We start from the raw sequence: 24,535 nt of genomic DNA, 5'->3' as shown, positions 1-24,535 counted from the left end.
TTTGGATAAAAATGCAAGAGACCCGGAACCTTGCGATTCCGAGCCCCCTTACGAAGAGTTGATGACTCAACGCCACTACTTGCGCTGATGACGAGTCTTACGCAGCATTTTGCGGTGCTTCTTCTTACTCATCCGCTTGCGGCGCTTCTTGATGACCGAACCCATCTGAAGCCTCCCATCCTTGACTAAACGTATGCAACTCGCCCAATGATACACACCCAAGACGACTTACCGCGCCACGCCGCGCAGGAACCATCCTTGCCGCATTGCATCGGACATGGTTCCGCAACGGCTTTTGCGACGTCTACAGCGGGAACTTGCCGAAAAAGCGTACGATTTCCTTCTTGGGGCCGGTCGCCTGGAACACGACCGTGTCGTTTTGCGAGACCGCAACCGCCTCCTTGCCTTTTTTGCCCGCCGTTTTCATGACGAACTCACCGGTCGTATTGCCGGAGACCTTGACCGGACCGGTGCTGATATCGTCCCCCTTGAGCGCGCCGGTAAGCGCGGTGTACTGCGACTTTGCACCGTTTTGGTTCGGCCACTGGGCCACGATAAGCGTGATGTTCTGCGTCTCATCGCCGGTCGAATAGGTCAGCGTGTATTCCTCGAGCGGTGAAGTGGCGGTCCACTCGGCACTGGGAACGGCCTCCGTGCGCGCATAGTTCAAAACGTTGTCGGGCATTGCCTTCAGTAAGGCGGTGGCGTCCTTGGGCAGATCCTTCGCCTTGATCGACGGAGTGGCTGGCTCCGCCTTGACGTTCGTCTGTGGGTCGGGAGCGGGCGCATTCGAATGGCTCAACGCCCATCCTGGCCAGATGAAGGCCGAAAGCAGGGCAACGACGATGACGGCCGCCGCCGCTGCCACGACGACCAAAAGCTTACCGTGGGACGAAGTTTTTTCAACTGAAGACATGGCTCGATTATTCCACATCGGGCTGACGCTGGATACGGACAAGGCGGCAGATCGGGCCGGCCATGACGTTTGCCGGAAACGCCTCCCGGTAAGGCTTTCAGCAACGTCTGCCAGCAACGTCTACCGGGAGCATCTACCGGGAGCATTTGTCCGTTAAAATCTGTAGCGTCGACACCATGGCGAAGAACTCGACGCAATACGTCTGCTCGGAATGCGGCTGGAACGGCACGAAATGGTACGGACGCTGCCCCTCATGCGGCTCATGGGGCACGCTTGAAGAGTTTCATGAGGCACGCCCAGCCGCGGCCTCACGCACAGCGGCACCCGGGCGCACCTCACGCACGCAGGCTGTGAACGGACTGGCCATAGGCAGCGCGGCCGCAAAGCCGGTGACCGAGGTTTCGACCGACAGCGTCACGCGGATCGCGACAGGCTTCGACGAATTCAATCGCGTGCTCGGCGGCGGCATCGTGCCGGGTTCGGTGACCTTGGTGGCCGGCGAGCCGGGCATCGGCAAATCTACGCTCCTGCTTGAGACGGCAGGCAACGTCGCACGAGGGGATGCCGGCAGATCCGTCCTCTATGTCTCCGGCGAGGAATCGCAGGCGCAGGTGCGTATGCGCGCCAGCCGCGTCAACGCCATGGAACCCAACCTGCTGCTTGCGGCGACCACGGATCTGGCCACGGTGCTGGCTCTGATCGAACAGGAGAAGCCGGTCCTGGCCATCGTGGACTCGGCCCAGACCATCGTCTCGCAGGAGGTCGATGGCATCTCCGGAGGCTCCACACAGGTGCGCGAGGTGGCCAGCGCCCTGATCGACACAGCCAAGACGCTCGACATCCCGGTCATGCTGGTAGGTCACGTGACCAAGGACGGCACCATCGCCGGGCCGCGCACTCTCGAACACCTGGTGGACGTGGTCTGCCAGTTCGAAGGCGACGCCCAGACGGCTCTACGCCTACTACATGCGGCTAAAAACCGCTTTGGCCCCACCGATGAGGTGGGCTGCTTCGACATGAGCGGCGAGGGAATCGAAGAGGTGGCGGACCCATCAGGACTGTTCCTTTCGACCGAGGACGCCCCCGTCGAGGGAACCTGCGTCACCTTCACTCTCGATGGGCACCGCAGTTTGCCGATCGAGGTGCAGGCGCTGGTCACCAAGTCGGTTCTGCCGACCCCAAGGCGCAACACCAACGGCATCGAAGCCAACCGTCTGGCCATGCTGTCCGCGGTACTCTACCGCCACGGCCGCGTCAATCTTCTGTCCAACGACCTCTACGTCTCTACGATCGCCGGAGGACTCGCCAAAGAGCCGGCATGCGATCTGGCCATCGTGGCCGCACTCGCGAGCGCCACCATCGCCAGACCCATCGCACGCACCACCTGCGCCATTGGTGAAATCTCCCTGACCGGGCAGGTCCGGCCCGTGCCACAGTTGGCCCGACGCCTTTCGGAAGCTGGCCGCCTTGGCTTCACGCGGGCGGTGGTGCCCACGAACCGCACACGCCGCAAACTCAAGGCGGTGCGGGGGCTTGAGATTGTGGAAGTTTCGTCTCTGTTGGACGCCCTTGGAGCGTTGGGGCTGTCCCGAAGATAACACGGAACCGTTTTAGGAACGCCGTGCCTTCCGCGTCCATGTCGCCAGTAGCCGAAAGGACCTGGGTGAATGCCGTCCCGGCCGTTGGGCCACATAGCGACCCGTAGAAAAAACCGCAGGGAATCCACGAGGAAATCCGCAGGTACGCCGACTTACCGGACGCACCTCCGAGCCACCCACGGCCCGGTGCTTGCCCAGATCCCCCGTCACTCGTCCTCCGTCCCGGACCCGAACACACCTGGAAAATCAGGCGAAGACTTCATACCGTAGAGCGGTGACGGTAGCATGAATCTCGTTTGGACCCACAACCGCACGCCTTAGGCGCGCGTAACGCATTTCAAGCAGATCGGGTCGACGTCGAACAGAAAGGACCTACCATGTCATTCGTGCAGTTGTTCAATAAACGGGGACTGACCCGCCTGGCCGCGACGGCTCTGACCATCGCCATGATCCCGCTGGCTACGGGCTGCGGCGGCGCCTCCGACGGCAATGCGACGTCCTCCGATGCCAATGACGTGAAGAGTCAGACGGTCAAGTCGGGCACCCTTACCATCGCCACCGGGCAGCCCGCCTACTCGCCGTGGGTCCTCGACAACAAACCCGAAAGCGGCAAAGGCTACGAGGCCGCCATCTCCTACGAACTGGCCAATCGACTCGGCTTCGACAAAAGCCATGTCAAATGGGTGCGTACCTCGTTCGAGGACGCCACCACTCCGGGTACCAAGGACTGGGACCTCAACATCCAGCAGTACAGCATCACGCCCGAACGCAAGCAGGCCGTCGACTTCTCCCCCAGCTATTACAACGTGAAGCAGTCCATTCTGACGCGCAAGGATTCGAAATACGCCAAGGCCACCAAGCTCTCGGAGTTCAAGCCGGCTACGGTGGGCGCGATGGTGGGTTCGACCAGCTACGACTTCGCCAAGTCCAAGGTCAAAGACGACATCAAGACCTTCAACGACAACGCCGCCCTGGCCCAGGCTCTTGACGCGGACCAGATCGACGCCATAGTGCTCGACACACCCACGGCCAAGGACATGGTCAAGGAGAATCAGGTCAAGGACGCCATGGTCGTCGGCCAGATTCCCGGCTCGGACGATCCCGAGGGAACCGGTTTCGTGCTACCCAAAGGCTCCAAGCTCACACCCACAGTCACCAAGGCGCTCAATGCCATGAAGAAGGACGGCACGCTCGACAAGTTGCAGAAACAGTGGCTTGCGGAATACACCACCGATGTGCCGGTCCTGAAATAGCCAGATCCTCCGTTCAGATATCAATGCGACTGCGTTCGGCGTCGTCAAACACAGTCGCCCCCTTAAACCGCATCAATGGGGTCGGATTCCGTCGGATCGGACGAGCGCGGAAACCTTAGGCATAATAGACCAGGCTCGTCGTCGCCGTAATCATCATGCCCGGCCGGCATGTCGTCGCCGCTTACGAGTCTCGTTTACGGCGGCTTATATACTAGAACCCGTCCCCATCAACCCCACCCAACGAATCGACATACCGCCTATGACCACGAAGGAAACGACCACGCCGAGTCAGGTCGAAATCGACCGACGGCTTTACCGAAAGCGCCAGTCGCTTAAATCAGTGGCCACAAGCATCGTGAGCACGCTGGTTCTGGTGGCGCTGATCGTGGTGGGACTGAAACTTTCCCCGGGCTGGCCGCGTGTACAGCAGTCCTTCTTCTCATGGCACTATTTCGTCAAGTCGTTCCCCGACGTTCTCAAGGGACTGTGGGTCAACGTGCAGGTGCTCTTCTTCGCGGTAATCGGCGTCGCCGTCTTCGGCACACTGCTGGCGATGATCCGCACCAGCACCTCCGCCGTGCTGTTCCCGTTGCGGGCGCTCGCGGCGCTATACACCACTGTCATGCGCGGCATCCCCATGATCGTGGTGCTCTACCTGATCGGGTTCGGCATACCGGGGCTGGGCATCTTCGGCCGCATTCCGGCGGCGCTTCTTGGCACGGTGGCGGTTGTCATGTCATATTCGGCGTATATCGGCGAGGTGCTGCGCGCGGGCTTCGAGGACGTGCATCCCTCGCAACGGGCCTCGGCACGTTCGCTGGGACTCACGAGCGGTCAGACGATACGCATGGTCATCATCCCCCAGGCGCTGCGCAAGGTCGCCCCCGCCCTCATGAACGATTTCATCTCCATGCAGAAGGACGTCGGGCTTATTTCGGTGCTTGGCGTCGTGGATGCGGTGCGCGCCGCACAGATCGATGTTTCGACCTCATATAACTTCACCCCGTATGTAGTGGCCAGCCTTCTGTTCATTCTGTTGAGCGTGCCGTTCATCATCCTCAACGACTGGTATTCGGCGCGGCTGCGGCGACGTGAGCAGAGCGGAGGCGCGGTATGAGCGAGACGACACGACCAATGCAGACGAAAAAGACCACCGATGGCGGCACCGTTACCGCATCCCCAAACATGACATCCACAACGAAAACAGCAGACATGACCGCTACCACCCTGGCGACGACGCTCGCCGAACCCAAGCAACCACCATGCGACCAGGACGACGCAAAAACGGTGCTACAGGTGCGCAACATATGCAAGTCCTACGGCGCGAACCATGTTCTGCATGGCGTGTCATTCGACATTCGCGCCCATCAGGTGGTGGCTCTGCTCGGCCCCTCCGGCTCAGGCAAGTCCACCCTGATGAAATGCATCAACCTCTTGGAGCGCGTGGATGACGGGCAGATCATGCTCAACGGCACCGACATCACCGATCCGCGCGTGGACGCGGACGAAAGCCGGGCGCGCATCGGCGTCGTCTTCCAGCAGTTCAACCTGTTCCCGCACATGACGGTGTTGAGGAACGTGACACTCGGCGCCATCAAGGTGCATCACTGGAACCGCCACGACGCCGAAGCGAAGGCGCATGTGCTCCTGAAACGCATCGGCATGGACGGCAAGGCCGATTCCTACCCGGATCAGCTCTCGGGAGGTCAGCAGCAGCGTGTCGCCATCGCCCGTGCGCTCATGGCCGACCCGGAACTGCTGTTGCTTGACGAGATCACTTCCGCGCTCGACCCGATGCTGGTGGGCGAGGTGCTTGAACTGGTCACCGAACTCAAGACCCAAGGCACCACGATCCTGATGGCGACGCACGAGATGGAGTTCGCGCACCACGCCGCGGACCGGGTGCTGCTCCTGCGCAACGGAAGCATCGCCGAGGACGGCACCCCGTGCGAGGTGATGGACGAGTCGCAAGACCCGGCCACACAGGACTTCTTCGCCCACTTCCGTCAGCGCTGAAGCGACGCAGAGCCGCGCAAACCGGTGATCGAGGCCTCCCCTGGACGCTTCTGCCGTGACGTTTCATTTTCCCTGAGGGGCTTTCGATGATTCCGTCGTCCACGCTCATTTTCAGGAACCGCGAAATCCGACCATTCCTGAAAAGTACACCGTATGCTTGTGGAGATCCGAAGCAACGTAGCGTCTACGGAATGGAATGTCCTAGTCTTTTCGTGTCATCGCAAGGGTTTGTTCGGCGTAGTCCTTGAGCGCTGCCTTCAGCTCGTCGGTGCCGGAGAACTTGATCTGCGGGCGCAGGAATCCCGCGAATTCGACGCGCACGCGATGACCGTAAAGCTCCAGCCAGTCAGGAGTAACGCAATAGGGTTCGATGACCCGGTCGGCAATACCGGTTTCGTCGCTATAGGTCGGCTTGGTGCCGATGGAGATCGCCGCCGGCCAGCGCCACTGCGACCCTGTGGCCATGCGCGCCCGGTCGCGGTCGAAGCCGATGGTGTCAAAGCCGCCGGAATGCGAATCGTCGGAGGCTTTCTGTTCCACCGGCCCGAGGTCCACGAGCCATCCGGCGTACACGCCGTCCACAGGCACGTAGCCTTCCACGTCCGTGGTCAGGTTGGCCGTGGGGAAGCCGATGGTACGACCGCGCTGTTCGCCGTGGACGACCTCGCCTTCGACGGCATGCGCGTAGCCCAGAACCTCATTCGCGGCCTTCACGCAACCGCGCGACAACAGGTAGCGGACGTTCGATGAGCTCCACACACGAACCTCGTGTCCCTGATTCGCCTTGCTCCATGCACGCAATTCGGCCTTGTTCATGTTCTCGCGAGGGTCGGCGGGCTCGCCCGGCTTGTCCGCGGGCGGGGCGACCGGATCGATGCGCGCGGGCACGCGGACGTGCCCGGGTCCGAGGTCATCGACCACATCCAGCTCGAAGACGCCGGTGCTATCGGCCAACGCCTGAATGGCCTTGATGTCCCCCGTGCGCCCGGCGCCCATGGTCGCGTCCGAGCCGAGCACGAGCGTGCGCATGCCGAGCCTGCCGACCAGCTGCCCCAGGAAGAACCGGAATGATTTGGCGGCGAATGCGCAATCATAGTGCACGACGAGGGCATGATCCACGCCCATGTGGTCGAGCATGCGCAGACGCTGTCGCACGGAGGTCAAGGCCTGCGTGTCACGTAAGTCGGCCGGCGGCTCCGCCCCATCGTGGGCCGCCGCATACCCGTGCACCATGGCCGGACGCCGGTCGAACATCACCGCCACGGCGAAGGAGTCGGTCTCCCGCGCCAGCTCGACCACACGCCGTACCACGGCCTGATGCCCCCGGTGCATGCCGTCGAAAGTCCCCACCGTCACGACGGCCTTTTTATTACGGCTCAATAATGGCCAGTCGACCAGTCCGCTCACGTCAGGGGTCAAGGTGGCGATTTTCATGTTTTCGGTTCTTTCTACACTCTTACGCTTATCGTGCCTGTCCTATTCCGCCGTCTACTCTACCAGCCTATCCGCGCTTTGTGGAAGAGATATGCGCACAACGCACAAGTCGGATGTCATCGCCGGTCTGGACCTCGGACCATCCACGCGCAGGCAATCTTCATACCTGCACATGGCTGCTCAATTTGTTCGGCACGCCGAACCGTACACGAGCGGGGGAAATCTTCACACAGCCGGAAATCCGCCACATTCCCATTCGCCAAACCTATTTAAGTACTCAATTCCACCATTTACGCTATCCACTCATCGAATACCTGCACTCTTACCGGCCGCTAAACGCCTCCAAGCCGTCGTTGCTGCCTCTAACCGGTCACAAGTGCCCGCGCACGTAGATTTTCAGCCCCAAAAATGAACGCCGAGAGGCATCAGTGACCGGTTAGAGGCAGCAATGACGGTTTATGGACACAATGGAGGAAGGCAGATCGCCACACTTTTCAAATTGTCACCAAGCGCATGCGAACGGTTACGGTCGATATGCCGTCTCGGAAACCGTGCTTTGTGGACAAGCTGACAGGTGGATAGCGGTGGATTGGCAAGAGTTATCCACAGACACGCCGGACATGGGTGGCGTTCGACCACAGTACCCGTTTCAGCTTGTTCTCCACGCTTCGAAGACGCTAGTTTCAAAACATGGGACAGCACGTTACTCAGGTCAACGAACTCCTGATACAAGCACAAGCGGAGCACTGATATTGCTTTGGAGCCAATGACGGTCAAAACCGGGCTTTGTCGCGCTTGCAGAAGTCGGGCCTGCTGGTCAGCCCGTACCGAGGCATATACGCCAAAGCGGAATATTTCACATCGCTGAATCCGATTCAGAAAGCGGTGCATCTCATCCGCACATTGGCGCTGATCCATCCGAATTGGCTATTCGCAGGGTCAAGCGCGGCAACCATGCTGGGATTGGACCTACCATGGTCGACGAATCGAGACGGTCGAGTGTACATAGCCACCCAGCACTCTGTCGCCAGACGATCGGACCCTCACCTGCACCGTAATATTCGTCCCCTACCCAAAATCATGGAAAGCGCAAGGCGTGTCCGTCACGGACCCTGCACGCACATTGATAGACTGCGCACGGCTCTACCCATTCGCCCAGATGCTCAGCGTGTTCGACTCGGCCTCGACCAAAGGGCTCTTAGTCCCGACACAAGTCCAAGCCACCTGCGCCTCAATGCGAGCCGACACTTCGGCGGTCTCCAAGCTGCTGCGATACGCAAACGGGCTCAGTGCCAACGGCGGCGAGTCCTACTGCCGCGCCCTGATCATCGAAGCCGGTTTTGAGGTACCTGAGCTACAGCACAGGTTCATCGACCCTAAGACCAGGCAGAAATATTACACCGACTTTCTGCGGCGTCTCGACAACGGCAAGGTTATCGTTCTGGAGTATGACGGAATAGAAGAGTACGCCAATCCCGACATGACTCACGGAAGAGCGGGATGGGGCGTGGTCAACGAGGAGCGGCAACGCGAGGATGCCTTGAAAAGAGCCGGGGTTACGGACATCCGTAGGATTTCATCTCAGGAAATCAACCAGCCTGGCCTGCTTGTGTCGCGCTTGGAGCGAGTAGGCGTGCCGAAATGCTTCTGAGCAAGTCAACTGGTCACTCCAGTGCCCGCAAACGTAGGTTTTCACACCCAAAAACATACGAAATCCGCCAACGCCGACCCGCTACCGCCAACAGCACGGAACGAGAATCATGTTCAAACCTGTTTACGGCGCCTGGCATCGAAAACGATTGCAGGATTGCAGATTACAGGGACACCGGGGCGGGAAACACGAGGGCGGACTTGACCTCGTTCTGCCCGGCGGGCTCCAGGACGGCCACGAGCTCCCGCGTTTCCGGAACGCACGCCGCCGCGAAACGAACCGGCCCGCGCTCTTCGTCGGCCGTCGTGACGGCTTGGGCGAGGTTCATTCTCAGACGACGGCCGAAACGAAGGTTCGCGGCATCGTCCGCAGTGATCGGAACAAGCGGCATGGTGCATCGAACGGCCTCGAACATGGTCAGGGCACGCTGCCTCAATTCGTCTGGCGTTGCGTCGAGCACGGCCTTGTTGAGGGTGACGACCTTGCCTTCGCGATTGGTGAAGGTGTGCGGTTTGGGATGGGCGGCGACCACCCGCGCGGCAATCAGCGGGTCTTCCAGGTCGAAGCGTCCCACCCGGGTGCGGCGCAATCGGGTCAGATACCCGCCCTCGCCCAACAGACGGCCCAGATCACGTCCGAGCGAACGGATGTAGGTGCCCGTCGAACAGCTGATTCGCACATCAACATCGACCACGGGAACCCAATCCCCGGCGCTTTCGTCACGCCCCTCGCGATACGGGCAGTCCGCCGAACCGGTCCAACCGGTCAAATCCACGGAGTCCTTGGAATCAGCGGCATCGAAGGAACCGGTGGAATCAAGGGGCTTCGAATCATCGGCCGACAATCCGCCGGAAATGGGGTCGTCGACAACGACCGAACCGGCCTGTGTGCGATCGGACGGCGCCAACACGGTGCGCGCATCAAGCACTTTGAACTCATTGACAGTGACACGCCGGGCGTCGAGTCTGACATCCTTGCCGGCCCTCGCCAGTTCGTAGGCATGGCGACCGTTTACACGGACCGCGGAATAGGAACTCGGCACCTGCTCGATTCCACCGGTCAGATGTTCCTTAATCGCTTGCTCAATCTGCTGAAGCGTCAGCACACGGACGTTGCCAGAATCAGACTTGCTTCTTGGCGAAGATAAGCCACCACTATTTTTGAGTTCATTGGTAATATGCCCGGCGTCATCAGCCAGCAACACCGGTGCAAGGGCAGTAATCTCGCCTTCGGAATCGTCGGTGGTGCTGGTCTGCCCCAGCCGGATGGTGGCTTCGTAAGTCTTCGTGTGATCGACGATATAGTTCAACAGACGCGTGCCGTGGCCGAAACCGACCACCAGCACACCTGAGGCCTGCGGGTCGAGCGTGCCGGCGTGACCCACGCGTCGCATCCCCAACGCGCCCCGCACCGCGGCAACAACGTCATGACTGGTGACGCCGAGCGGTTTATCCACGACAATAAGGCCGGATAATTCCGGCTTCTTATTTTTTGGCATCTACTCCACCCATCATCAATCCGCGTGTCCGACTCAAGCGAACCTCGTCAGAATCCCGTCCAAGTTCCCTATAGGAATCCCTTATCGAATTCGGCGCCCCGAGCGCGACCACTACTCGAAGTCCTCCGCGGTCCTCTTCGGACGTTCCGGCTCGTACGGATCCTCGTCGCCGGCGTATTGCGCCGTCTGTCGTGTCCTCTCCAGCTCCTCGTCGCGTTTACGCGCGACCGTCAGGATGTCCTCGATCTCATGCGCCTCGCTGGGCACCTCGTCGTAGACGAACTGCAGCTGCGGGGTGAGCCTCAGACCGGCCTTCACTCCCACCAATGAACGCAGGCGACCCTTCGCTTGGTTGAGGGCCTGTTCCGCGCGTTTGCGTTCGCCGTCGGCCTTGCCCTCATGCCCCAGTTGCGTCCAGTACACGCGGGCGATCTGGAGGTCGCCGGTGACGCGGACATCGGTGATGGTGACGCCTTCGAGTCGTTTGTCGTGCAGTGTGCGCTCCATCGATGAGGCGATGACGCGCTGAATCAGCGCCGCTATACGCGCGGCACGTGGGTTTGTTGCTGCCATAAGGCTCCCCCTAAACTTAATTCTCGCCATACCGCGTCACACAACGTGCGCGGCATGAACCATCTGGCATATTCAATCCGTAGCATGATAGTACCGTTCAGATACGCCAATCCTGCACCAGCTTGCATCGGTTTGCGCCCGCAACGCCAACGGCCTGTAGCATGCAGCACTACAGGCCGTTTGAGCATTACAGCATTACCAACAAATCAGGCTTTCGCTGATGCGGAATCGGGACCCTTGCCGGCGTTGGCTGATTTGTCATCGCCCTTCTTGGCGGCCGCGCCGGACTTGAGATCCTTGCGCTCGATCTGCCGCATCTCGAAGGTCTCGATGATGTCGCCAACCTCGATGTCGTTGAAGGAACCGAGGTTGATGCCAGCCTCGTAACCTTCCTTGACCGACTGCACATCGTCCTTGAAACGACGCAGCGAGCTGATCTCGAGGTCGTTGACCGTGGCGACGCCGTTGCGCAGAATACGGGCCTTCGTGCCGCGCTTGACCTCGCCGTCCTGCACCATGACACCCGCGATGTTGCCGAACTTGGAGGAACGGAAGATCTCGCGGATCTCGGAGTGAGAGGTGGTGACCTCCTCGTATTCGGGCTTGAGCATGCCGGTGAGCGACGCCTCGACGTCCTCGATGGCCTTGTAGATGATCGAGTAGTACTTGATCTCCACGCCCTCGCGCTCGGCGAGGTCGGCCACCTGACGGTTCGGACGCACGTTGAAGCCGATGATGACGGCCTTGTCCACGCTCGCCAGATTGACGTCGTTCTGCGTGATTGCGCCGACGCCGCGATGGATGACCTGAATACCGACCTCGTCGGACACCTCGATCTTCATCAGGGAATCCTCCAGCGCCTCGACGGAGCCGGAGGAATCGCCCTTGATGACGATATTGAGCATATCGACCTCGGACTTGGCGAACTGCTCCTTGAGGCTTTCGAGCGAGACGACCTTGCGGCGCTTGGCCAGCTGGGCAGCGCGTTCGGAAGCCTGACGCTTCTCGGCGATCTGACGCGCCGTACGGTCGTCGGGAGCCACGATGAACAGGTCTCCGGCGCTTGGCACGTTGGTCAGACCCAAGACCTGCACCGGAGTCGATGGCAGTGCCGCCTTCATCTGCTGGCCGTTCTCGTCGAGCATCGCACGAACACGCCCATAGGAGGTGCCCGCAACAATGGCGTCGCCCACATGGAGCGTGCCCTGCTGAACCAGCACGGTCGCCACTGCGCCACGACCCTTGTCAAGGCGGGCCTCGACGGTCGCCCCACGCGCGTCCATATTGGGGTTGGCCTTCAAGTCGAGTTCCGCGTCGGCTGTCAACAGCACGGCTTCAAGCAGCTTGTCGACGTTCGTGCCCTGCTTGGCGGAAATGTCGACGAACATGGTGTCGCCGCCGTATTCCTCCGGCACCAGGCCGAACTCGGTAAGCTGGCCGCGCACCTTTTCAGGGTTCGCGCCCTCCACGTCGATCTTGTTGACCGCCACGACGATCGGCACATGAGCCGCCTGCGCGTGGTTGATGGCTTCGACGGTCTGCGGCATCACGCCGTCATCCGCTGCGACCACGACAATGGCCACATCGGTCAGTTCCGCACCGCGGGCACGCATGGCGGTGAACGCCTCGTGGCCCGGGGTGTCGAGGAAGGTGATCTTGCGGGTCTGGCCTTCAAGGTTGACCGTGACCTGATAAGCGCCGATACGCTGCGTGATGCCGCCGGCCTCGCGCTCGACCACGTGGGTCTTGCGGATGGTGTCGAGCAGTCGGGTCTTGCCATGATCGACATGGCCCATGACCGTGACCACCGGAGGACGGGGCTTCAGGTCCTCATCATCCTGCAACTCCTCCTGCTCAAGGTCGATATCGAACTGCTGCAACAGTTCCTTGTCCTCCTCCTCGGCGGACACGACCTTGATGGTCCAGCCTATCTCATCGCCAAGAATCTGGAACGTGGCATCGTCGAGCGACTGTGTGGCGGTGACCATCTCGCCGAGATGGAACATGACCGTGACCAACGCCGCCTGATTGACGTTGATCTTCTCGGCAAGGTCGGCCAAAGTCGCACCCTGACGCAGTTTGATGACCGCACCGTTGCCGGTGGGGATGCGTACGCCGCCGATGGTAGGAGCTTTGATCTCCTCGAAATCACGACGTTTCGCAAGCCTGTTCTTGCGGGCCTTCGAGGACTTGCCTCCCTGACGGCCGAACGCACCTGCGGCACCACCACGGCCCCGCCCGCCGCCGCGAGCCGGACCACGTCCTGCATTTTGGAAACCACCTGCGGAGGGACCGCCGGCGTTAGCACCGAAACGACTGCCCCCGCGGGAACCTCCGCCACCCTGGCCTGCGTTGCTGTGACCCCACTGACCCATACGAGGAGCACCCTGATTGCCTCCCTGGCCACCACGGCCGCCACGGAACCCTGAACGGGGGCCTCCACCGTTACGACCGCCGCCTTTGCCTCCTACCGATGGGCGTGCGACGGGGTGCGGACGAGGAATGTCGCTGGGAACTGGCACGTGCATGCCCTGTTTGCGACTGAACGGATTGTTGCCCGGACGAGGGCCGGGGGTCGGATGCTGACGGTGCGCACTCCCCGTAGCGTCGGCATGCTGGGTGTGTGCAGCCGGATTATGGGGACGGGGCGTGTTGTGGGCACCAGGTTTCGCCCCATCTCGCGCAGACGTAGAACCATGGGCTTGCGCTTGCTGACGGCGCGGACCGGGTACACCGCCCTGATGATGCGACTGACCAGCACGCGGAGCCGCTGGTGAATGGTTTGACTGATTCGTGACGGTCGGCCGTGCCTGCCCCGGCTTGGGTGAAGGACCCGGATGGACCGATGCGGCGGGACGCGAGCGCTTCTGCTCGCCACCGGCTGCCTTGTCTGAAGCCCCCGTCTTTGCGCTTTCCTTCTGGAAAGCCCCACGAAGTTTGCGAACCACAGGCGGTTCGACCGTAGAGGAGGCAGATTTGACAAACTCCCCCATGTCTTTGAGCTTGGACAAGACTACCTTGCTGTCTACGCCAAACTCCTTAGCGAGTTCATATACGCGCTGTTTTGCCACTAACGTTTCTCCTACTGTTATGACCGCGCGTATATGCGCGGTCAATGTGTGTTGACGGCGAGCTTAGACTGACTCATCGTGCGACCATGATCGTGTTACCTCGTCTCCAATCCCGTAATGCATCACTGTTATCATGACACACCCGGATTACCACGCCCCAATATACTCGTGAGGCTGGATTCATTGCCCTCTCAGGCGTCGGGCGTTTCGGCAGTGGCGGCCTGCTGCAACTGCGCCTGATGCGCCTCAGCCGATTCGATGCCGATTTTCCAACCGGTGAGCTTTGCCGCTAGTCTTGCGTTCTGGCCTTCCTTGCCGATGGCGAGCGAAAGCTGATCGTCGTGGATGAAGGCGACGGCCGTCTTGTTCTTCTCGCTGACGATGGTCACTCCCGTAGCCACGGCCGGCGAAAGCGCCGAAGCGACGAACTGGGCCGGATCCTTGGACCAGTCCACAATGTCGATCTTCTCGGGTCCGAGATTCTCCATAACCGCGCGCACACGGGCGCCGCCGGGTCCGATGAGCGCGCCTTTGGGGTTCACGCCCTCTGCGTTGGCCCGCACCGCGATCTTGGTGCGCGCGCCGGCCTCGCGGGCGACGGCCATAATCGAAACGGCTCCGGAAACCAGTTCCGGCACCTCGCGTTCGAACAGCCTGCGCACGAGTTCCGGATGTGAACGCGACACGACGATTTCCGGCCCTTTGAGGCCGCGACCTACGGTGACCACGTAAACACGCAGTCGCTGGCCGTGGCGATACCTTTCGCCGGGCACCTGTTCGCGTTTGGGAAGAATGGCCTCCACGTCGCCGACTGCGACATGCACATTGTCGGAATCCTTCGCGTCCTGCTGCACCACACCCGTGATGAGCTTGCCTTTCTGACCGGCGAAAGCGCCGAGGACCCGTTCGTCCTCCGCATCACGGAAGAGCTGGCGAATCACCTGACGCGCAGTGGACGCAGCAAGCCTGCCGAAATCATGCGGCGTGTCATCGTACTCCTCGCCCAGCTCCGGACGCGGATGAGGATTCTCCTCAGTGGGTTCCGCCGGCTTCTCGTCGCGTGCCCAGACGGTGAAGGTCCCGGCGCGCTCGTCTAGTTCGACTCGCGCGTGCCGGGATGCGTGCTGTGTTTTCCCGTAAGCAAGAAGCAACGCCTCGGAAAGGGCGTCATCAAGAGTCTGGGAATCAATCCCCTGCTCAGCCGCAAGCTGATGAATACCTGTCAGGTCCAGTTCCATGGTCGCAAGACCTCCTATATGAAGTTATCTACCGTATGCCAATAGCCCTATGAAGTCACAATCATTCATTAGTCTAGATGTTTATGCAGACACGCACGACCTTGTTCACGCAACGCTCAGCGTTGATTTGGCGAACCATCGCCGTCATTTTCGCGGTCACGTTCGTGACTGGCTTGACGCCGGTGCCGGCCGCTGCCGCAAGCGAGGGTATACGTGAAGCTGAGGCAAGCGCCGCCGAGTCGGCCGAATCCTGTCAGGATGCTTCGCGTTGGCTGGAAATTGACCTCGGAGATTTGGCCCCGGGCAACCCAACGGCTGCGCGATACCTGGCGGGTTCAGCCGCCGCTCGTACATGGCTGGACGTAGCCGCGAACTGCCCTTCCCGTTTCGGAGAAGGCGTGATGAAAAGCGCTCAACTGCGGCATACCTCTGATATTTGGGCGCAGAAATCGGGATTTGCGACATCACCCGTAAACGAGGCGCACGAGAACCTCAATGAAATCGCCAGACTCGACGTGCCGGATGAAGCGTTGACCCAAATGGCGTTGGCCGAGGACCGTGCCGGCTTCGAGGTCGGCGTGCTGGCCGCCCGCAACAACCCGGATGCCACACTCGCTCTGAGCGACGCCCACAAGGCCGTGGCTGAGAGACTGATCTCTTTGGCAGGCGGGGACGGGCGAACCGGTGCGGACGATCCTCGGCGGAAGGTGTACAACGTCTCCGCTCTGCTGGCTCACCCCTACGCCATCGAAGATCCGGCCACCAAGTTGACGGCACCGACACTGGCGGTCATCGAGATGATCTGCGCCCGCGCGGACGTTGAAGCACTGAACGACACCACTGGCAAGAACGGGAAGGCCGCTCCATCATCTAAGCCCTCAACACCAGGCTCGCCCACGACACACCCAGCATCGCCCGATAATCAATCGAGCGTTGAGGACCCGACAGCCACTGTCAAACTCGCGACGCTCATCGCCTCCCGCGCCTACTTCGCCATGACCCTTGGCTACCCCGCCACAGACGCGGCCCTGTTCAAACAGTGAGCCCTTGCCGAAACCTGTGACCATCATTGAATTGTGGCGGATCTTTGACTTGCGAGGGATCATTGAATAGCGAAGGAACATTGGCACATCCAGGAACCTGACTGGATAGGAAACCCGTCGCTCGTCAAAACCCTCGCCTTTTATGCAACCACACGCCGTCTTAAACCCTGATGCATATCGGTGGAAACATATTGGCCCTCAAACCACCGACAATCCCGGTCATCGGGAAGGCGACGGCCAGCAGACGGACCAACAGGGACCGATTTCCGCGCTCCAACCCATTGGCGCCGCCTAGATACTTTTCTGGATTGTTTTTGTCGACAGCGCCGGGATTCCTTCCACAGGACCGTTTTGGAACCGTAACCGCCTTCCGAAACCACTGCGAAACAACCTGAGCCACGCCTCATGGAACAACCAAAGCAATCCCGGCCATCCCGACATAACAAAAGGGTTCCGGGCGAAAACCCGGAACCCTGCCTGCGGATGAAGCGAGATTCGAACTCGCGGAGGATTTCTCCTCACACGCTTTCGAGGCGTGCTCCTTAGACCGCTCGGACATTCATCCATACGTTACGACAAACGCAACTTTTCCAGTATAAGCCCTGAGGTCGACGCACGCAATTGGGCGTGGCGCATAGCGGCGCATGATCCTCCGCCATACCCTGGCGGCGCAGTTGAGCGAGCAGTTCTACCGCTGTACCGAAAGACGAAATGACTTATTATTCGAGGCCGACCCAGAGCTGACCCGACGACAACCAATGGGGGCTGGCGACAACAGGGGTCTACTGCGTTACAGCACAAAGCACCGGCTCTGCCGGATGTCTTACCGTCAGCCTTTCACTTGCCGATCTCAAAACGACCTCGCGACACGGTTGTCCATCGTCTCGACCTGCACCCCTGCCCTGGAAGTAAGAATCGAGCGACAAACACCAAACATGCAGCACGCGATCCCGCATTTCACGGAAGCGTTCTGCGAGCCCGTATCGAGGCGGCGCGCGAGGCCAGCTCCTCGTCTGATGGGTAGGCGACGTGTTCCAGGGTCAGTCCACAGGCGGCGATTGGGCCGGTAGAGCCTTCACGCACGGGATTTGCCATCTTATCGGCGAACCAGTCGAGGGATTTCCTGCCGCGCCCGACCTGCACGCAGGCGTTGACCAACGAACGGACCATGTTATGGGCGAAAGCATCGGCCACAATGGTAAACGTGAGGAGCCCGGAATCCAACGAAGGCACACGATAGAGCTCCGAGCCATCATCGAACATGCAACGTTCAGGCACCCGCCGCCACACGGCACGTTTGACCTCACGGATGGTGGTGCCTCCGGGGTTCGGCGTCGAGAACGAACCGAAGTCGTGCAGGCCCACCGTCATGGCAGCGGCCTCATTCATGGACTCGATGTCGAGTGTATCGTCAAGAGCCAGCACGAATCCACGTAATCTCGGATCCACGGAAGAGCAGTCGTCCGAGATTCGATAGACGTAGGTACGTTCCAGAGCCGAAAAACGAGCATCGAAACCGGACGGGGCGACGGACACCGCATGCACCGCGATGTCGTTCGGCAGCGCATGGCGCAGGCGCCGCAGCAATGCCTTGGTCGGCGGCACATCCATATGACCCACGCAACGCGAGAGCGTCTGCTGCCGCAAATCGAGATGGCAGACCTGACAGGCGGCATGAACCCCGGTGTCGGTGCGCCCGGCGACCGTCACCCTCAATAACTCGGTACGATCATCAGCTTCTGCGTCTCTTTGACCATCACCGAAAGCCGACGCATCACTGGTTATCTGATTATCATCTGGGCTATTCCGACTTCCCTGATCGATCAAGCCGCTGTCAGGCACACGCAGCACCTTGTGGAGTGCAGCCTCCAACTCCCCCTGCACCGTGCGCAATTCGGGCTGGCGGGCCCAACCGTAAAAGCCGCCGCCATCGTAAGCCAAGTCGATTCGTAGTCTCATCGCTGTCCAGTATAGCGGGCGGCATGATTCGATTGCCGATTTTCAGGAATATGCAAAGAGGGCCAGGACTTGAAATCCTGACCCTCTTCATCGACTTACCGAAGAGCGAAAATCCCTAATATGAGGGAAAAATCACTCAGCCTTCTCGACCTGAACCTCATCGTCGGCCACATCCTGGTCGACTTGAGCTTCCTTGGCCTCAGCCGTGGCTTCCTTTGCCTCGGTCTCCTTGACTTCAGCCTCGTCTGCGGCAACATCAGCGGCGACTTCATCCTTGCCCCTGTTGTCCTTGGCCTTCGCTTCCTCGACCTGGGCTTCGTCGGCGGCCACGTCCGCAGCCACTTCCGCTTCCTTGGCCTCGGTCTTCTTCACTTCGGCCTTGTCGGCGGCGACATCAGCGGCGGTCTGCGCTTCCTTGACCACGGACTGCTTGGCACTGACCGGCTCGGTGACGAGCTCGATGATGGCGCGCGGCGCGTTGTTGCCCTTGGACGGGGCAATCTTGATGATACGGGTGTAACCACCCTCACGCTGCTGCATCTGCTCGGCGATTTCGGTGAACAGCTTGTGCACGACGGACTTGTTGCGAATGACGCGCATGACACGACGACGGCTTGCCAGATCGCCCTTCTTGGCGAAGGTGATGAGGCGCTCGGCCAACGGGCGAAGACGCTTGGCCTTCGGCAGAGTGGTGACGATACGACCGTTCTCGAACAGGCTGGTCGCCATGTTCGCAAGCATCAGGCGCTCATGTGCTGGGCTCGAAGCCAGACGTGGGCCTTTTTTAGGTGTAGGCATATTGATTACTCCTTATGCCCCAAGGCTTGGAATCGCTCAGGTGGGCATACGCCCGAACATCCGAGACGATTCCTCGTTGCCTTAAGGCTGGTATGTGAAGTTGGCGTTTACTCGTCTTCGGGAGAGAAGAACGTGCCACCTTCTAGACTATTGGTATCGAAGCCCAACGGCGAGGCTTTAAGGGAAAGACCCATGCTTTCGAGCTTCTCCTTGACCTCATCGATTGACTTCATACCGAAATTGCGGATGTCGAGCAGATCCTGCTCGGTATGAGCGACGAGTTCGCCGACCGTGTGGATCCCCTCGCGCCGCAGGCAGTTATAGCTGCGCTGTGTAAGGTTGAGCTCTTCAATCGGCACGGACATCTCCGGGTTGTCTTCCTCCTCGACGGGGGGAAGACCCACTTCAACGCCCTCGGCCTGAGTGTTGAGCTCACGGCACAGGCCGAAAAGCTCGACCAGTGTCGAACCAGCCGACGCGACGGCATCGCGAGGCGAAATCGCCGGCTTGGTCTCAACATCAAGGATGAGTTTGTCAAAGTCCGTGCGCTGTTCCACACGAGTCGCTTCGACTTTGTAACTCACCTTGAGCACGGGTGAATAAATGGAGTCGACCGGGATGCGACCGATTTCGTCGTTGTCCTGCTTGTTCATCTGCGCCGGCACATAGCCACGGCCACGCTCGACGGTGAACTCGATTTCAAGTTCTCCATCCTCCGCGAGGGAAGCAATGTGCAGATCGGGATTGGCGATGGTGACACCGGCAGGAGGCGTAATGTCTCCGGCGGTTGCCTCGCCCTTACCGTTCTTGCGCAGATACATGACCACGGGCTCGTCGTATTCGCTCGTCAGAACGATACCTTTGATGTTCAGGAGGATCTCAGTGACATCCTCCACGACACCCGGCAAGGTCGTGAACTCATGCAGTGCGCCGGAAATGCGCACGGAAGTGACAGCAGCTCCCGGAATCGAGCTCAGGAGCGTACGGCGCAGGGAGTTGCCGAGCGTATATCCGAAACCTGGCTCAAGAGGTTCAATGACGAAACGCGAACGCTGCGGATTGAGGGTTTCCTCAGTAAGAGTCGGACGCTGTGCGATAAGCACTGTGATATCCTTTCAGCTTCTGACCTGTGGTGCACTCGCCGGCCATAAGCGGGTTGGACTAAATGAATGAATGAAGTGCTTCAGACGCGGCGACGCTTTGGAGGACGCACACCGTTATGGGCCTGCGGGGTGACGTCAGTGATGGAACCGACCTCAAGACCTGCGGACTGCAGAGAACGGATTGCGGTCTCACGACCTGAACCCGGACCCTTGACGAAGACGTCAACCTTCTTGACGCCATGCTCCGATGCCTTGCGAGCGGCCGATTCGGCAGCCATGCCTGCAGCGTACGGAGTGGACTTACGAGAGCCCTTGAAACCGACATCGCCACCCGAAGCCCAAGCGACTACGGCGCCCGAGGGATCGGTGATGGAAATGATGGTATTGTTGAATGTGGACTTGATATGCGCTTGCCCGACCGGCACCGACTTGCGATCCCGGCGACGCGGCTTACGCGCGGCCTGCTTGGGAGCTGCCATTGATCCTCGTCTCCTTAAAATACGATAACGAATTACTGTGCGTCACGCCGGGCGATAATGGCTTGAACGCCCTGGCGGAACTACTATCGAATTACTTCGTGGCCTTCTTCTTACCTGCGACTGTGCGCTTCGGACCCTTACGGGTGCGAGCGTTGGTCTTGGTGCGCTGACCACGAACAGGGAGACCCTGGCGGTGGCGACGACCTTGATAGCAGTTGATCTGAACCTTGCGGCGAATATCTGCGTCGATCTCACGACGCAAATCACCCTCAATCTTGTAATTACCCTCGAGATAATCACGCAGCGTAATCAGCTGCTCATCGCTCAGATCCTTGACGCGCGTATCCGGATTGACTCCGGTGGCGGCAAGCGTTTCCTTCGCGCGGGTACGACCGACACCAAAAATGTAGGTGAGGGCGACCTCGATGCGCTTCTCATTGGGGATGTCGACTCCGGCAAGACGTGCCATTGCGATTCCTTCTATTTTCCGTAGGTGTGTACCAAATCGTCCGCTTTCACGGCCCAGGCCTACGTACCTGGGGTTCAGCTAATGCTGTGACTTGGCACCTTCTGTTGTTGTCGGCAGGTAACTGCTCTCAGCCTTGGCGCTGCTTGTGGCGCGGGTTGGAGCAAATCACCATGACGCGACCGTGACGGCGGATCACACGGCAATTCTCGCAGATCCTCTTCACACTAGGGCTGACCTTCATGGTTTTCCTTTGCTTGTACCTTTACTTATAGCGGTACGTGATACGACCGCGGTTCAGGTCGTAGGGGCTCATCTCAAGCGCCACACGATCCTGAGGCAGGATGCGAATATAATTCTTGCGCATTTTGCCGGAGATGGTGGCCAACACGATGTGCTTGTTCTCCAGTTCAACGCGAAACATCGCGTTGGGCAGCGCTTCCACCACCTGCCCTTCGACTTCAATCACACCGTCTTTTGCCATTGGCCTCGTTCCATTCCTCTAGGTATCACATTTCGGTATATCTGAAGACACACCAACTTATAAATATACCACAAGGGTATACAACAAACGGTACGGCGTGTTGGCTGAAACCTCAACACAACACATGCCGTACCGCAATCGCAGTTCGCAAAACTATCTGGAACTCACGAGCAACTTGGGCAAGACCGGCAATCAGCCAAGCAAACCGATGATGGTCCGCGAAATCTCGTCGATATCGCCTTGTCCGTCCACAAGCACAAGCTGTCCGCGGCTCTTATACGTATCAAGCAACGGAGCCGTCTGCTCGTCGTACGTCTTCAGTCTCTTATCGATCGCCTCAGGGGTGTCGTCCGTACGACCCTCCTCCTGCGCGCGACGAGCGATACGCTTCATCAGGGTTTGACGATCGGCGTCGAGTGCCACCACTTTGTCGAGCGGAGTGTCGAGTTCATCCAGCATCCGATCGAGCGCCACCACCTGCGAGGCGTTGCGCGGGTATCCATCAAGAATCCACCCGTCCTTGGCGTCGTCCATCGCAAGACGATCCTTGACGATCTTGTTGGTCAGCTCGTCAGGAACCAGTTCACCTTTGTCGGTATAGCTTGCGGCCTCCACACCCAAGGGGGTCTTGTTGCTGATGTTGTAGCGGAACATGTCTCCGGTCGAAATGTGTGGAATCCCATAGTGCTTCGCCAACAACTTCGCCTGGGTTCCCTTGCCGACACCCTGCGGGCCCATAATCAGAATACGCATTTACCTTACTTCCTCTTGTTACTTTCTGCTGTCGTCGCTACTATCGCTGGCGTCATTCAATTTGCCTGCGTCGGACAAGATGCTGTCATCATTGCTCCGACCGGTTGCAACTTTGGTTTTGCCGTTGACATCCTGAACCTCAGTCGCGTTCTCACTGTCGCTGTGAGCGTCATCACTCGAGATCTTGGACTTGGGTTCCACATCGATGTCTTTACCTTCCAGATGGTCATTGCCTTCAAGAAGGAAGCCGGTGTATTGGAACTGTTCGGTCTGGGCCTTGGCCTGGCGTAGTGTGTCAAGGCCGACACCCGCGATGATCAGGATGGTCGTACCGCCGAATGGCAGTTTGGAATTGAGCTTAAGAGCCATGATAAGCACTGTTGGAATCAGGGCCACCAGCAACAGATACACCGCGCCCACCGTGTTCAAACGGTTCATGACATAGCTCAAATAATGGCTGGTGGAATTGCCGGCGCGGATGCCCGGAATGAAACCGCCGTATTGCTTCATGTTGTCCGCCGTCTCATCGGGATCGAACGTGATAGCTGTGTAGAAGAAGCAGAAGAACACGATCATCAATGAGTACAAGCCTATGTACCACACCGATGTGGTGTTCGCAAGATTCGCATTGATCCACTTGACCCAGGGCTTATCCGCCTTGCCGAACTGGGCGATAAGGGTTGGAATCGCGAGGATAGACGAAGCGAAGATCGGTGGAATGACGCCGCTCATGTTAATTTTCAGCGGCAAATACGTTGACGAGCCGCCGTACATTTTACGGCCAATCATGCGACGGGTGTACTGGACTGGGATGCGGCGTTGCGCCAATTCAACATAATCGACGAAGGCGAGAATCACCAGAAGCACGGCCGTGACTATGCCGAACTTCACCCAATCGCCGTTCTTGCCGTTGGTGCCCCAACCGATCTCCCACAGCTGCGGAAGGAAGCCGGAGCAAATGGACATGAAGATTAGGATGGACATGCCCTGACCGATTCCCTTATCGGTGATCAACTCCGCCATCCACATGATCAGGCCGGTGGCACCGGTCATCACCAGGACCATCACGGTAAGGTTCCACACTGAGCTATCCGGAATAACCTGTCCGCATTGATAATTGAACAAGGCACCTGAACGTGCCGTAACAAGAATCGTGGTCGATTGCAAAATCGCCAGACCGATGGTGAGATAACGGGTGTACTGAGTAAGCTTCGCCTCTCCGGACTGCCCTTCCTTGTGCAGTGCCTCAAACCGAGGAATAACCACACGCAGCAACTGAACGACAATCGATGCGGTGATATAAGGCATCACGCCTAGCGCAAAAATCGACAGCTGCAACATGGCACCGCCGGAGAAAAGATTAACCAAGCCCACGAAATTCTCTTGAGTCGTTTTCATAGTGCCCACACACTGCTGCACAACCTTGAAATCGACCCCTGGGGTGGGGATGAACGAACCGATTCGATATATGATAATCATGCCGATTACAAAAAGAATCTTATTGCGAAGTTCCTTCGCCTTAAAGGCCTGGATTAACGTCCTCACCTGGGTTTCCCCTTCCAATTTCGACGCATCGGATGCAACCGATGCACCGATGAAAACACACTATAAGCGAGTTTAGCGTACAGCATCTACCAAATCACAACGTAACGCAACGCGCACAACAGTGCTCGCATTCGTAGGTCGAAATATGAAGAGGCCGGGTAGCCATGCCACCCGGCCTCAATAATTCATTGCTCAGTCCTCGGAAACCGAGCCGCCAGCGGCTTCGATCTTCGCACGGGCTGAAGCGGAAGCCTTAACACCCGTAAGAGTGAAAGCAGACTTCGTTTCGCCATCACCAAGGACCTTCACCGGTTCTCCGGAACGCACAGCGCCTGCACGAGCCAGATCCTCGGCGGTCAACTTGCCGCCCTTCGGGAAAAGCTTATCGAGAGTCGCGATATTGACGACCTGATATTCCTTCTTGAACGGACTCTTGAAACCACGCAACTTGGGCAAACGCATGTACAGCGGCAACTGGCCGCCTTCGAAACCAGGACGAACCTGATAACGCTTCAGCGTGCCCTTGTCGCCACGACCGGAGGTCTTACCCTTGGATCCTTCACCACGACCCACACGGATACGATCCTTCTTGGCACCGGGAGCAGGACGCAGGTCATGCATCTGCAGAATGGTGTTTTCCTCTTGCTTTGCCATGTC

General features: G+C 59.3%; 22 protein-coding genes, 1 tRNA gene and 1 pseudogene. 6 read left to right on the top strand and 18 right to left on the bottom strand.

Translation table 11 applies throughout. The annotated features are described in order from the left end of the window. Positions 1-75: 75 nt before the first annotated feature. Together BBOH_RS08665 and BBOH_RS08035 are read right to left on the bottom strand one after the other, a co-directional pair. Positions 76-165 carry a 30S ribosomal protein bS22 gene (locus BBOH_RS08665; protein WP_003817716.1) on the bottom strand — a complete coding sequence of 30 codons (90 nt, stop codon included), beginning with the start codon at positions 163-165 and terminating at the stop codon, positions 76-78. Positions 166-304: 139 nt separating this feature from the next. After that, on the bottom strand, positions 305-916 hold the full coding sequence (locus BBOH_RS08035; protein WP_033520829.1) for a hypothetical protein: 612 nt from the start codon (positions 914-916) through the stop codon (positions 305-307). Between the two features lie 176 nt (positions 917-1,092). On the opposite strand from BBOH_RS08035, the gene radA reads away from it, so the two are divergent. The 4 genes from radA to BBOH_RS08015 all read left to right on the top strand — a co-directional run bounded on the left by radA (position 1,093) and on the right by BBOH_RS08015 (position 5,783). Next, complete coding sequence (gene radA / locus BBOH_RS08030) at positions 1,093-2,514, top strand: DNA repair protein RadA (protein WP_033520831.1); 1,422 nt, start codon at positions 1,093-1,095, stop codon at positions 2,512-2,514. A gap of 392 nt (positions 2,515-2,906) precedes the next feature. Beyond that, on the top strand, positions 2,907-3,767 hold the full coding sequence (locus BBOH_RS08025) for a transporter substrate-binding domain-containing protein (RefSeq protein WP_033520963.1): 861 nt from the start codon (positions 2,907-2,909) through the stop codon (positions 3,765-3,767). Between the two features lie 259 nt (positions 3,768-4,026). Beyond that, entirely contained in the window at positions 4,027-4,884 is an 858-nt protein-coding gene (locus BBOH_RS08020) for an amino acid ABC transporter permease (RefSeq protein ID WP_033520832.1), read from the top strand. 95 nt (positions 4,885-4,979) lie between these two features. Continuing rightward, positions 4,980-5,783: an amino acid ABC transporter ATP-binding protein gene (locus tag BBOH_RS08015; RefSeq protein ID WP_081930434.1), complete on the top strand. Its 804-nt coding sequence runs from the start codon at positions 4,980-4,982 to the stop codon at positions 5,781-5,783. 201 nt (positions 5,784-5,984) lie between these two features. Here the strand turns inward: BBOH_RS08015 and BBOH_RS08010 are convergent, their stop codons facing one another. Next, complete coding sequence (locus tag BBOH_RS08010) at positions 5,985-7,217, bottom strand: riboflavin kinase (protein WP_033520834.1); 1,233 nt, start codon at positions 7,215-7,217, stop codon at positions 5,985-5,987. A 1,096-nt stretch (positions 7,218-8,313) separates the two neighbouring features. Here BBOH_RS08010 and BBOH_RS08005 point away from each other — a divergent pair. Further along, a complete protein-coding gene (locus tag BBOH_RS08005; RefSeq protein WP_052118134.1) occupies positions 8,314-8,868 on the top strand; it encodes a hypothetical protein in 555 nt (184 codons plus the stop codon). 163 nt (positions 8,869-9,031) lie between these two features. Here BBOH_RS08005 and BBOH_RS08000 read toward each other — a convergent pair whose 3' ends face one another. From BBOH_RS08000 to nusA, 4 genes are all read right to left on the bottom strand, one after another. Continuing rightward, positions 9,032-10,366, bottom strand: coding sequence for a tRNA pseudouridine synthase B (locus BBOH_RS08000; protein WP_033520838.1), 1,335 nt, complete (start codon positions 10,364-10,366; stop codon positions 9,032-9,034). A gap of 111 nt (positions 10,367-10,477) precedes the next feature. Further along, the gene (gene rbfA, locus BBOH_RS07995) at positions 10,478-10,939 is read right to left on the bottom strand and encodes a 30S ribosome-binding factor RbfA (RefSeq protein WP_033520840.1); all 462 of its coding nucleotides are present in this window, start codon (positions 10,937-10,939) and stop codon (positions 10,478-10,480) included. A gap of 206 nt (positions 10,940-11,145) precedes the next feature. After that, positions 11,146-14,010, bottom strand: a complete 2,865-nt coding sequence (gene infB / locus BBOH_RS07990) for a translation initiation factor IF-2 (RefSeq protein WP_081930433.1) — start codon at positions 14,008-14,010, stop codon at positions 11,146-11,148. Positions 14,011-14,201: 191 nt separating this feature from the next. Then, complete coding sequence (gene nusA, locus BBOH_RS07985) at positions 14,202-15,248, bottom strand: transcription termination factor NusA (protein ID WP_033520841.1); 1,047 nt, start codon at positions 15,246-15,248, stop codon at positions 14,202-14,204. Between the two features lie 77 nt (positions 15,249-15,325). Between nusA and BBOH_RS07980 the strand changes: the two genes are divergently transcribed. Then, entirely contained in the window at positions 15,326-16,291 is a 966-nt protein-coding gene (locus tag BBOH_RS07980; RefSeq protein WP_143242387.1) for a hypothetical protein, read from the top strand. Between the two features lie 480 nt (positions 16,292-16,771). On the opposite strand, the gene BBOH_RS07975 is transcribed toward BBOH_RS07980, so the two are convergent. The 11 genes and pseudogenes from BBOH_RS07975 to rplO all read right to left on the bottom strand — a co-directional run bounded on the left by BBOH_RS07975 (position 16,772) and on the right by rplO (position 24,532). After that, positions 16,772-16,856, bottom strand: a tRNA-Ser gene (locus BBOH_RS07975). Between the two features lie 392 nt (positions 16,857-17,248). Further along, positions 17,249-18,250, bottom strand: a complete 1,002-nt coding sequence (gene truA / locus BBOH_RS07970) for a tRNA pseudouridine(38-40) synthase TruA (RefSeq protein WP_033520842.1) — start codon at positions 18,248-18,250, stop codon at positions 17,249-17,251. A 132-nt stretch (positions 18,251-18,382) separates the two neighbouring features. Beyond that, complete coding sequence (gene rplQ / locus BBOH_RS07965; protein WP_033520843.1) at positions 18,383-19,048, bottom strand: 50S ribosomal protein L17; 666 nt, start codon at positions 19,046-19,048, stop codon at positions 18,383-18,385. Positions 19,049-19,155: 107 nt separating this feature from the next. Further along, positions 19,156-20,151, bottom strand: a complete 996-nt coding sequence (locus BBOH_RS07960) for a DNA-directed RNA polymerase subunit alpha (RefSeq protein ID WP_033520844.1) — start codon at positions 20,149-20,151, stop codon at positions 19,156-19,158. An 80-nt stretch (positions 20,152-20,231) separates the two neighbouring features. Further along, positions 20,232-20,630, bottom strand: coding sequence for a 30S ribosomal protein S11 (rpsK, locus tag BBOH_RS07955; RefSeq protein ID WP_033520845.1), 399 nt, complete (start codon positions 20,628-20,630; stop codon positions 20,232-20,234). A 91-nt stretch (positions 20,631-20,721) separates the two neighbouring features. After that, complete coding sequence (gene rpsM / locus BBOH_RS07950; RefSeq protein ID WP_033520846.1) at positions 20,722-21,099, bottom strand: 30S ribosomal protein S13; 378 nt, start codon at positions 21,097-21,099, stop codon at positions 20,722-20,724. Positions 21,100-21,226: 127 nt separating this feature from the next. After that, positions 21,227-21,340 carry a 50S ribosomal protein L36 gene (gene rpmJ / locus BBOH_RS08660; RefSeq protein ID WP_043164480.1) on the bottom strand — a complete coding sequence of 38 codons (114 nt, stop codon included), beginning with the start codon at positions 21,338-21,340 and terminating at the stop codon, positions 21,227-21,229. Positions 21,341-21,361: 21 nt separating this feature from the next. Further along, positions 21,362-21,580 carry a translation initiation factor IF-1 gene (infA, locus tag BBOH_RS07945; protein WP_033520847.1) on the bottom strand — a complete coding sequence of 73 codons (219 nt, stop codon included), beginning with the start codon at positions 21,578-21,580 and terminating at the stop codon, positions 21,362-21,364. Between the two features lie 192 nt (positions 21,581-21,772). Further along, positions 21,773-22,333: an adenylate kinase gene (locus tag BBOH_RS07940; protein ID WP_033520849.1), complete on the bottom strand. Its 561-nt coding sequence runs from the start codon at positions 22,331-22,333 to the stop codon at positions 21,773-21,775. A 225-nt stretch (positions 22,334-22,558) separates the two neighbouring features. Continuing rightward, positions 22,559-23,878 (bottom strand): annotated as a pseudogene (secY, locus tag BBOH_RS07935) (preprotein translocase subunit SecY); the annotation flags it as partial. A gap of 192 nt (positions 23,879-24,070) precedes the next feature. Next, positions 24,071-24,532, bottom strand: coding sequence for a 50S ribosomal protein L15 (rplO, locus tag BBOH_RS07930; RefSeq protein WP_033520851.1), 462 nt, complete (start codon positions 24,530-24,532; stop codon positions 24,071-24,073). Positions 24,533-24,535: the final 3 nt, after the last annotated feature.

The sequence above is a fragment of the Bifidobacterium bohemicum DSM 22767 genome, assembly GCF_000741525.1.
Lineage (GTDB): Bacteria > Actinomycetota > Actinomycetes > Actinomycetales > Bifidobacteriaceae > Bifidobacterium > Bifidobacterium bohemicum.
Note: the sequence above shows the minus strand (reverse complement) of the source record. Positions and strands in the feature narration are given on the sequence as shown.